The following is a 9,636-nucleotide window of genomic DNA, read 5'->3' on the forward strand; positions in this document are numbered from 1 at the left end:
CCATGAATACCCAAGCACAGGAACAAGAACATCTTCCGGCCACATCCACCAATGTCGACGCCAGCGAAATCGACAAATTCAGCCAACTGGCACATAAATGGTGGGATAAAAACAGCGAATTCAAACCATTGCACGACATCAACCCATTGCGGCTTGAATTTATCGACAACTATGCCCAGCTAGCCGGCAAAAAAATACTTGATGTAGGCTGCGGAGGCGGCATTCTGAGCGAGGCCATGGCCAAAGCCGGAGCCAGCAGCGTTACCGGTATCGATTTAGCCAAAAAATCTCTGAAAATTGCCCAGTTGCATGCTATGCAGGAACAGATTGGCAACATTAGCTACCGCATGGTGAGCGTGGAAGATTTAGCCGCAGAATTACCGGCCAGCTTTGGCGCCGTTACCTGCATGGAAATGCTGGAACACGTGCCCGATCCTGGCAGCGTAGTGCGTGCCTGTGCCCAGCTAGTACAGCCCGGTGGCGTAGTCTGCTTTTCCACCATCAACCGCAACACCAAATCCTACCTGCAAGCCATCATAGCTGCCGAATACATCCTGAAACTGATGCCACAAGGTACCCATGATCATCGCAAATTCATCACCCCGGCCGAACTGGCACGCCTGTGCCGACAGGCCGGCCTCGAATGGCTGGGCAGTAGCGGCTTCACCTACAACCCGCTAACGAGACGCTACCACCTCACCGACAGACTGGACGTCAACTACATGATAGCCTGCCGTCGTCCCCTGAACTAACAGTCAGAAAGCAGCACAAAAAAGCCGGTATCAGCCAGATACCGGCAACAACATCACCTTAATTTACCGCAACAAATAAACCTTACTGCCCCACCAGCGATTTCATCACCGGAATAGTCGACCAGTCGATACTGTCGAGCAAATTTTTCACCACCAGCCCCAGCTCCGTATCGCCCTCAATTTTCAGCCTGCGATTAAAAAACAGCGTATCCGGGTCTTCCTGCCGCAGCAGCATCTTCACAAAATCAGCCGTATTTGCGCTCAGGCACAAATCCACCGCAGCAGCATCAGCCACCACAAAACGCTCCTCAGTGGCACTGAAACACAAATTCAAACCCAAATCTGCCACCACAATCCGAAAACAGCGTCCGGCCAGCAAAGACATATCCGCCAGCAAAATCTGCTTTTTCAGCAACTGATTCAGCGTATTAACCAGCAACCATGCCGGCGGCTTCATTGGCAACAGCCCAACCACCTTTTTCAAAAATACCGGCATCACCTTATCAGGCACCTGCATGCATCACCTCTTCACATTGATTAATTCCAGCCCTACCCTGCCAGTAGCCATCCACTAGCGTACCACCTGCATACCTACTCAGTTCAGACAAAGCAGTTTTTTCCGCCATTGTTCCAGCCAGCATCTGCTGATGCAGCCAGATAACTTCCGCCATATATTGCCCTTGTGGGGAAATCCTGAAATACTTCACCCCCATAGCCAACAACTGCTGGTAGCGTGCCAGCAGCGAATGGCAGCCGGCAGACATCGTCTGAATACCGTTAATCGTCAGAAAAGCCTGCTCCTCACGCGTATAGAGCGGCAAACCATCTGCATGTTCCAGACACTTGAATTCACAGCTATCCTTTTTCAGATTGTAGTGCCGTGCTGTAAAACAGCGTGAAGAATACGCCAGCGGCAACTTGCCCCAGCCAAATACCTCACAAGCCATATCCGGTACTGCCGCAATCATCTGTGCCAGCCTGTCAGCCGCCAGCTCAATTGAAGCCACCCAGCGGCAAGCCCCCAGCGACTGCATCAAAGCCAGCGTCTGCTCGTTATAAACATTCAGCGCCTGTCCGGCTACAAAAGGAATACCTTTCGCATGCAGCAGTCGTACCGCAGCCAGGTCATTAGCCTCTACCCGGAAATCCTCCTGTTCTACCAGCTTACGCAAACGCTTCAAATCAGATTCACTTTCCAGCAGCACCTGCGAAGACAACACCACCTCACAGCCACTGGCCGCCACATCCCGCGCCAAATCAATCCAGTCGGCCACTTTCAGCTCCTGCCGGCGCGAACATACCGTTTCACCCATATAAATCGTCGCCAGCGGCTCTCCAGCTATCTGCTGGTAAAAATCCACAATCTGCTGCTTCTGCCAGAAAAACAGAATCGGCCCCAGAGACAAAGCCAGCTTATCCTGTTGCATCATTCACATTCCTTTATTATTTCCACGGCCGGTTATACGCACCCAGCGTTACCTGCTGCCCTTCCGACACCTTTGCCAGCGCCTGCTGCCATAACGGATTTACCGCAAACTGCTCAGGGCATTGCACCGCCAGATCAAGCGCCTGTCGCAACACCTTCGTCACCTGCGCCGTATAAGCCGGACTACGCTGCCGGCCTTCTACCTTAATCGCTGCTACTCCCATCCCCAGCAACTGCGGCAAAATCTCCAGCACATTCAGACTAGTAGGCTCTTCCAATGCATAATACGTTTCCTCATTCACCTGAAAACGCCCCTTACACAAAGTAGGATAGCCTGCCGGTTCATCCACGCCGTAGCGGTCAATCAGAATATTATTCAGACGCGCATCCATCCCCGCAGCATGTTGTTCCCAGCACACATACTTCGCTGGCGAACACACACCAAACGTATTCGGCGATTCTCCCGTTACATAACTTGACAGCAAACAGCGCCCTTCCACCATCACACACAAACTGCCAAAGCCAAATACCTCAATTTCTACCGTAGTATGCTTAATCACCTGCTCTACCTGTGGCAAAGTCAGCACCCGAGGTAATACCACCCTCCGGATCCCAAACAGCTCCTGTGCCAGATTAATCGCCTCATAATTCGTAGCCGAACCCTGCACCGACATATGTAAGGCCAACTGTGGATGCGTCTTACGTGCATAGGCCAGCAAACCCATATCCGCCAGAATCACCGCATCCACCCCCAGCTCAGCCGCCGTATCCACCGCCTGCTGCCATTTCTTTACCTCACCAGCCTGCGCATAAGTATTAATGGCCATCAATACCTTACGCCCTCTCTGATGCGCATACACAATTCCCTCGGCGGCCAACTTTCGGTCAAAATTCAGGCCAGCAAAATTACGCGCATTAGTCGCATCCTTCAGTCCCATATAAACCGTATCCGCACCATGCTCTACCGCCATCTTCAACGCCGGCAAATTACCTGCCGGACACACCAGCTCGGGAATCTTCCTATTCATTCGTTCCCACCAACCCCATACACAAAAACACCAATCAACAGCCAGCAAACAACAGCAAATATCCCGCCAGCATCACACAGGCATTACAACCCTGCACAAGCGCGAGATTAAAACATTTAACAAAACAGAATTTATTGACAAAAAACAAGCCAAAATCGAATAAAACCGGTTTTTTATATTAATTTTAGAAAAAATACAGAATCAAATACCAAATTAAAAAAATCTAATAATCCTGCTAGACCATCCGGCCTCATCATCTCGCCAACTAACTTCTTATATCATCAACTGTTAACAGAAAAGCTCGAACAACATCGGCCAGATGACGATTCCTAATCCGGATCTCAAACAGTATTTTGGCTAATATCAGCAAATGCAGAATCATCCTGAATATACTAATTAAATGGGATAAATTTTTGATATATTTCTTCAAAAGAAACTTATTGCAGCAAGAAAATCTGGCATAAAACAGGAAATCACCCAATCTATTAGCATAAACTGGTAAGTTCTATTTATCTGCCCATACTACATTTGCAATTAAGTAAACTGTACACCCTTCGGCAAGAGGAAATAGATTACAAACAATCACTCCTTAATTTTATTGTTAGAAAATGAGTTGCTATTCCAAGTATTGCGATAGTGCCGGATTGTAGCTGGGGTTGCCGGGGATGGTGCTGTCTTTGCCGGAGAAACCACCGCTGAGGGAGACGTTGCTGGCTTTGAAGCTGGAATGGTTCTCTATGTCTTTGAAGGTGAGGCTATTGGTAGTGAGCTGGTTGTGCTCTTTGGCGGCGGTGGAACCGATGGCACCACCTTGATTGAATTATTATTTACTATAACTATATCGTCTTTTTAAATTAACAAAAAATCCCCACTATTTAAAGTGAGGAATTTTAAAAAAATTAAATTCAATAAGTGTTTATATTTTAGAATAGCTATTATTTAATTAGCTTCTTAATAATTTCTTCTAAAATACGCTTTACTGGTGAACTAGCTCTTTCTAATGCTCTTTCGCTTTTTGATAATAATTGTTCTTTTTTTTCATTATCCAAAGTAGATAAATCTAGGAATCTTAGCGAATCAACACAACTAATAAATAAATCCTCATCAGTTGTGTTAATAATTTCTAAAATCACTTCTAATTCATATGGGCTATGTAAACCTCCCAAACATTCTATAAGTCTTTTTTGCCAAAAAATAGGTTTATCTTTTAGCTGTTTTAACAAAAAAAGCCAATCATTATCGTTAAATCGTTTAAGAATTTCAATTGCTTCTAAAATAGCACAATCATACCAATAATCACTAGGTTCTCTTGCTTGAATGAAATCAGATACACAATCATCAAATTTTTTATTCATATTTTTATATCTTTACTTTATAAAACCCTAGCGTCGGTTTCCCACTAACCGGATAACCCGACCCGCAGTAATGTTATTACTTTCATGTACTAGTTTAGTAGAGGTTCTCACTCTTTAATCATCCTAGCTTTTTAAGCTCTTGATCAACTTGTTTAATAAGTTATTCACCATTTAACTCATAATTTATTAATAACAACTGCATTTTTTGTGTTAAAAAATACCTTTGAGTCTTTTACAAAACCATAAATGCCATGAAGCTTAGTTGCTGTATCTCCCATATGATTTTTGATTGCTACTCCATATTGATTTAGCGTTTCTGGATTTTTCTTTGTTGTTATCCCAAAGTCAACAGCATGTTTAAATTTTTTATCTAGCTATTTTTGAGTGATTTCTGTTAATTAACTGGCCACAGAATTAGTACCTGCCCCCTTTCTAGCATTAGTTGAGTATAAAACAAAACCCTGCAAATACAGGGCTTATCATTTATTTTTATACACCCTTGGAAAATATTCATCAATTTTGTCACTATCAAGCAATCTATCAACAGTAAAATCAACAGTATCTGATATAGCTATTCCATGACGTAATTCTTCTGGGAAATCCTCAATTGAAGCATAGATGGTTGGCATCAAGTATCGGAAATAATCACCCATTTTAGTATCACCATTGTAGCCCACAGGGTAATCTTGCCCTGGATTATCTCCTTCAATGCCATGATAAACAAAAAATCCTTTCCGTGATGGTAAATTAATTTCGCTTAGTGGCTCAAATTGCTTATTATTAATCCAACTATCAATTTCCTTTTTGGACTTAATATCCTTATAAACAAGAGATGAGTATAAATCTAATAGCGTTTCACCATCTTTATTTGGGGAATAATGAGTATATTTTTCTGATTCTTCCCATTTATATTCATTAAGTGCATCTAATAAATTTTCAAAATCATTAACTGACAAAAGCGCATTAGGTAGCCATCCCCAACAATTATTAACCATCACAGCTATTTTTCCGTTCTTATCCATTCCAAACCAGGTATAAATCGTTCCAAATCCCGGTTCCCAAGATGTTTTTAGTTGATTCATTATTTTGTTCCTCGTGGCCAGGTAACCTTACAATTATCACATGTTTTAACGATCACTTTTTCAGAAATTATACTATTTTCCTGCCTAAAAGCTTTTGGTCTAATTGCTTGTGTGAACTGAATATTTTCGGGTTTAGCCCCTTGTGTTATTAAACTATCCGCAGCAGATACTGTAACTATCCCCTAAAATAGTACAGCCTCGAAGTAGAAAATTCTCTTCATTAATCAACAGAGGATTTAAACATAAAAAAGATGACTGAACATCAGATCGTATCTATTTTAAAAGAAGCTGAAGTCGGTACTCCTGTCAAAGAACTTTGCTGTAAATATGGAATCGGCAATTCGACTTTTTATAAATGGCGGGAAAAATACGGTGGTATGGAAACGTCCGATATCAAACGTTTAAAGATGTGGTAGCCGTCTTTGCCGGCAAAGAGGCCGGATTGTTGGTTGACGGCGTTGAGGTGGCCGGAGGCCTGGCTGCTGTTAACACTGCCGGAGACTTCCCACACGCTGCCAAAGCCGCCTTGTAGGTGGAGGTTGGCACCGCTCTGGCTGATTTTTTGGTCTATTTGGTCTTGCGGGCTGATGATGCTCAGTTTGCCGCCGATGTTGGCATCGATGCGGTTGGCACTGGCCTGGGCACCCATCAGGGTGGTGTTGCCTTTGCTGGTCAGGCTGAATTTGTCTGACTGTAAGGTGGTCTGGCTGTGGGTTCTGGCATCCAGATGGTTTTTGCCGCTCTAAAAATTATCCCCGCTAATGCGGGGATAGTTATTCAGTCAGGTATTTTAGCAAGTAGCTGGTTAACCTTATCTTTATCTTCTGGATGAAGTTTTAGATATTTCTCGATTCTATAAAGCTGTATGAATTAGTGTAGCCATTCCAGTTTACCTACAGTTTAAAGTGAAGATTAAATTAAATCAATAAATCTCGGCTAACATCACCTGTGATATAAAAAGATTTAAAAGCATTTATTACAATATCATAGTTGTGTGTTAAATGCCTTGCATCCCAATTATCGCCTAAGATATCAATCATTTCACCTTTTGCTAATTTATTAAAATAAGAACGGACGATATATTCACTTCCATTATCTTCACCTAGTGTAAGTAAGTATTGATTTTTATCGCTTAAAACCTGTAAAGAAATAGCTCCAATTTCATTGTCCAGTCTATCTAAAGTTATACTACCACTATTATTTTTCAGTAATTCTAGATAATATCCAATAGTGGAAAGATCAACTAAATGTGTATTACCACCATCATCATTAATTATCCATGATAGAGAGAATTTCATAATTATTCACGCTCCCGTAAAGTTCTCATGCCCGTTTTCCAATATAAAGTTTTTCCTGTTTTTTGTTCATAAATAGTTAATGATTTCACTCCAGCTTTTTCAGCTACAGCGGCTATATCTCCTCGGCAATATCCACATACAGCTTTCCCAGTTACAGTCATACTTATATCATTAAAACCGAGCAAAGGAAGTTAGTTGTAGAGTTTACGATGCAGGTTTGGAAAATAGGAATATTCTTGTAATCACATAAAAATTTTTTGAGTACTAGAATAAATCTTTAATATTAATTTTTTTTAAATTTAAATCAATAATTAATTTATCAATAAAATTGTTGCATGCGAACTGTAGTTCAGAAAATTTGATATTTGAATAAGTTTTATCCATCCAAATTCCACTAATTTGCCAATTATTTAAATTAATTTTTCTAAATAATAAAATGGGAGCATCTTCGTAATCCATAGATTCATAAAAAAAATCCTTATCACAATTATTCATCCAATCCTTTAATTGTTTTGCTAATTCAAGTAATAGAATTCCTTTTTCTGATAAAATAATTTCGTTATTTATATAAATTATCAGATGTCCTTCAACCTCAGAAAAAATCTGAGATCCATATGTTACATTATTAATATTTAAATCAGTATAATTGATCTCTACCGAGAATTCACAGGGAATGCATTCCATATTTTTCCATCATTTCCAATAATTACTCTAATACTTGTTTGCCCTTTTGTACCAATAGGACGCCCCAAATCAACAACTACACGGAAAGAACCATCAATATTATTTGGAAGAAAATTTGCATTTGGAGAGTCCAATGCTTCTCTAACAATACTTCGAATCTCTGAAACATTGTTTGTGTTGAATTGAGCAGATCTTGTCGCTGCAGTTCCAACCATATGCTTATCTTTTGGTATCCACGTATCAATACTGTTTTTCGATGCACCAAAAGCTGTTTTAGAAGCGTCATCTAACGCTACCCAACTATTATTTTTAACAATCGTTTCTTGTTTAGCAATATTTCCATTCGCCCCCTTTACAGCATTAGCAGCCTCCTTTCCAGCTTCCTTACCAACTCCACGAGATTCACTCTTTATCGCATTCGCTTCTGCGTTCTTGATTACATGTCCTGTGGACGTGACTAGGTCTTCTCCCGGTTTTATTGCTCGCCATATTTTACCTAATATTTTACCCGCCGTATTTAATTTTTGACCATAGCCAAATGATACAAAACCTAATACTCCCCATAACCGGTTTACTTCGTCTCCGCTTAGACTTTGCCCATTTATTAATATATTTCCTGAATCTACGTATCCAATTGCTGGTATGAATGTCAAACCATCAATCAACTGTTTTAAAGATTGATCATTACCTTTTTTGATATCTGTCAATACGGCCTGAGTACAGGCTTCTGAACTCATACCACCATTACATACTCTTGATTTTATTCGATCAATTCTTTTTATATCTTCCTCTATATAGTTATAATTTCGGTCAAAACCACTACGTTGTTGTAATTCATTATTCTCTGCTGCATTCTGCCCAACTACCCCCGTAATCTGTGCATTAACCAGTGAACCGCCCGTTAGCCCGCCTGATACGGTGGCCACCGCTGACGATAGGTCTCTGATGCTGGCTTTGACGCTTTCCGGTAAGCGGTTCGGGTCTATCTCGCCGGTTCTCGGGTCTATCGCTTCGGGGTATTGATCTTTAGGTAATTGTTTAATCAGGTATTGCGCTGCCAGTTCCGCTGCGCTTGCGCCTACTGCTCCTGCTGCGGCATTACCGCCGTTGATGCTGGCGCTGATGGCACCCAGTAGGGCATGTGCTACCAGTTGGGCGGCTTGGTTCTGGTTGTCGCCATGGCCGAATTGTTTGCCGATAAGTTCTGCAGCATACGGTGCGAGGGCGTTGGTAGCCGCTTGCAGGTTGGTCTGGCCGCCGAGGATGCCGGTGACGGCACTGGTGACGGCATTCAGAGCACGGCTCTTGCCGCCGCCGATACCCCATGATTGTGCCTGCTCGTCTGCTGTGCGGTAGTCTTTGCTGATGTCACGCAGGATTTTTTGTTTTTCTGCTTCGCCTCTTCCATTGTAATCCTGCCACAGCTCAGGGTTGTTGGTTTGTAGTTCCTGCTCGGCTTTTTCTCGTGCCTGTTGGCGCTCCTGGTTGGCTTTTCTGGCCATATCGGCACTAAGGGTGCGCACGCTGTTGGCGATGGTGGCGGTGGCATCGGCTACTGCCTGTTGTCTGTCCATGATCTGTTGCAGATCCGGCAGTTGGCTGACGTTGCTGTGGGCGCTGTCGATGTCGCTATGGATGCCCAGTTCCTCTACGCTGGTCTGTTTACCGTTGATGGTGATCTGCCCCGGGCTGATGGTGGCATGGGTGGTGCTATGGTCGCTGCCGCTTTCGTGTTGCGGCAGTGTCGGGTTGTAGCTGGGGTTACCGGGGATGGTGCTGTCTTTGCCGGAGAAGCCGCCGCTGAGGGAGACATTGCTGGCTTTGAAGCTGGAATGGTTTTCTATATCTTTGAAGGTGAGGCTGTTGGTAGTGAGCTGGTTGTGCTCTTTGGCGGCGGTGGAACCGATGGCACCACCTTGCAGGTCTACGCTATCTGCACTGATGTGGTAGCCGTCTTTGCCGGCAAAGAGGCCGGATTGTTGGTTGACGGCGTTGAGGTGGCCGGAGGCCT

The 9,636-nt window shown here is 43.2% G+C and carries 11 protein-coding genes and 2 pseudogenes; 2 read left to right on the forward strand and 11 right to left on the reverse strand.

The window, feature by feature from the left end; all coding sequences use genetic code 11:
• Nucleotides 1-2 precede the first annotated feature (2 nt).
• Nucleotides 3-752, forward strand: coding sequence for a bifunctional 2-polyprenyl-6-hydroxyphenol methylase/3-demethylubiquinol 3-O-methyltransferase UbiG (gene ubiG / locus GYX26_RS10205; protein WP_174829157.1), 750 nt, complete (start codon nucleotides 3-5; stop codon nucleotides 750-752).
• 82 nt (nucleotides 753-834) lie between these two features.
• Here ubiG and GYX26_RS10210 read toward each other — a convergent pair whose 3' ends face one another.
• From GYX26_RS10210 to GYX26_RS10235, 6 genes and pseudogenes are all read right to left on the reverse strand, one after another.
• Nucleotides 835-1,269, reverse strand: a complete 435-nt coding sequence (locus tag GYX26_RS10210) for an SCP2 domain-containing protein (RefSeq protein ID WP_174829158.1) — start codon at nucleotides 1,267-1,269, stop codon at nucleotides 835-837.
• A complete protein-coding gene (locus GYX26_RS10215) occupies nucleotides 1,256-2,179 on the reverse strand; it encodes a U32 family peptidase (RefSeq protein ID WP_174829171.1) in 924 nt (307 codons plus the stop codon). The genes GYX26_RS10210 and GYX26_RS10215 overlap by 14 nt, the downstream gene beginning before the upstream one ends.
• 16 nt (nucleotides 2,180-2,195) lie before the next feature.
• The gene (locus GYX26_RS10220; RefSeq protein WP_174829159.1) at nucleotides 2,196-3,206 is read right to left on the reverse strand and encodes a peptidase U32 family protein; all 1,011 of its coding nucleotides are present in this window, start codon (nucleotides 3,204-3,206) and stop codon (nucleotides 2,196-2,198) included.
• A gap of 935 nt (nucleotides 3,207-4,141) precedes the next feature.
• A complete protein-coding gene (locus tag GYX26_RS10225; protein WP_174829160.1) occupies nucleotides 4,142-4,561 on the reverse strand; it encodes a hypothetical protein in 420 nt (139 codons plus the stop codon).
• 176 nt (nucleotides 4,562-4,737) lie between these two features.
• Nucleotides 4,738-4,923, reverse strand: a pseudogene (locus tag GYX26_RS11735) (colicin D domain-containing protein); the annotation flags it as partial.
• Between the two features lie 117 nt (nucleotides 4,924-5,040).
• Complete coding sequence (locus GYX26_RS10235; RefSeq protein WP_174829161.1) at nucleotides 5,041-5,643, reverse strand: hypothetical protein; 603 nt, start codon at nucleotides 5,641-5,643, stop codon at nucleotides 5,041-5,043.
• A 251-nt stretch (nucleotides 5,644-5,894) separates the two neighbouring features.
• Between GYX26_RS10235 and GYX26_RS11740 the strand changes: the two are divergent.
• Nucleotides 5,895-6,050: pseudogene (locus GYX26_RS11740) on the forward strand (transposase); the annotation flags it as partial.
• On the opposite strand, the gene GYX26_RS10245 reads toward GYX26_RS11740, so the two are convergent.
• The 5 genes from GYX26_RS10245 to GYX26_RS10265 form a co-directional block, all read right to left on the reverse strand.
• Nucleotides 5,993-6,370 (reverse strand): hemagglutinin repeat-containing protein, encoded by a 378-nt coding sequence (locus GYX26_RS10245; RefSeq protein WP_174829172.1) that lies wholly within the window; start codon nucleotides 6,368-6,370, stop codon nucleotides 5,993-5,995. The pseudogene GYX26_RS11740 and the gene GYX26_RS10245 sit on opposite strands and share 58 nt — an antisense overlap.
• A 190-nt stretch (nucleotides 6,371-6,560) precedes the next feature.
• On the reverse strand, nucleotides 6,561-6,941 hold the full coding sequence (locus GYX26_RS10250; RefSeq protein ID WP_174829163.1) for a hypothetical protein: 381 nt from the start codon (nucleotides 6,939-6,941) through the stop codon (nucleotides 6,561-6,563).
• Nucleotides 6,942-6,943: 2 nt separating this feature from the next.
• Nucleotides 6,944-7,102: a hypothetical protein gene (locus GYX26_RS10255; RefSeq protein WP_174829135.1), complete on the reverse strand. Its 159-nt coding sequence runs from the start codon at nucleotides 7,100-7,102 to the stop codon at nucleotides 6,944-6,946.
• A gap of 103 nt (nucleotides 7,103-7,205) precedes the next feature.
• Complete coding sequence (locus GYX26_RS10260) at nucleotides 7,206-7,625, reverse strand: hypothetical protein (RefSeq protein ID WP_174829164.1); 420 nt, start codon at nucleotides 7,623-7,625, stop codon at nucleotides 7,206-7,208.
• Nucleotides 7,595-9,636, reverse strand: a 2,042-nt coding sequence (locus GYX26_RS10265) for a VENN motif pre-toxin domain-containing protein (RefSeq protein ID WP_174829165.1), incomplete at its 5' end; no start/stop codon positions are given. The genes GYX26_RS10260 and GYX26_RS10265, both read right to left, overlap by 31 nt.

The sequence above is a fragment of the Snodgrassella sp. ESL0253 genome (assembly GCF_013344965.1).
Classification (GTDB): Bacteria; Pseudomonadota; Gammaproteobacteria; order Burkholderiales; family Neisseriaceae; genus Snodgrassella; species Snodgrassella alvi_B.

Excerpts from the sequence above, each read along its gene's own strand:
- ubiG (WP_174829157.1), top strand. The coding sequence starts at position 3 with ATGAATACCCAAGCACAGGAACAAGAACATCTTCCGGCCACATCCACC.
- GYX26_RS10210 (WP_174829158.1), bottom strand. The coding sequence starts at position 1,269 with ATGCAGGTGCCTGATAAGGTGATGCCGGTATTTTTGAAAAAGGTGGTT.
- GYX26_RS10215 (WP_174829171.1), bottom strand. The coding sequence starts at position 2,179 with ATGCAACAGGATAAGCTGGCTTTGTCTCTGGGGCCGATTCTGTTTTTC.
- GYX26_RS10220 (WP_174829159.1), bottom strand. The coding sequence starts at position 3,206 with ATGAATAGGAAGATTCCCGAGCTGGTGTGTCCGGCAGGTAATTTGCCG.
- GYX26_RS10225 (WP_174829160.1), bottom strand. The coding sequence starts at position 4,561 with ATGAATAAAAAATTTGATGATTGTGTATCTGATTTCATTCAAGCAAGA.
- GYX26_RS10235 (WP_174829161.1), bottom strand. The coding sequence starts at position 5,643 with ATGAATCAACTAAAAACATCTTGGGAACCGGGATTTGGAACGATTTAT.
- GYX26_RS10250 (WP_174829163.1), bottom strand. The coding sequence starts at position 6,941 with ATGAAATTCTCTCTATCATGGATAATTAATGATGATGGTGGTAATACA.
- GYX26_RS10255 (WP_174829135.1), bottom strand. The coding sequence starts at position 7,102 with ATGACTGTAACTGGGAAAGCTGTATGTGGATATTGCCGAGGAGATATA.
- GYX26_RS10260 (WP_174829164.1), bottom strand. The coding sequence starts at position 7,625 with ATGGAATGCATTCCCTGTGAATTCTCGGTAGAGATCAATTATACTGAT.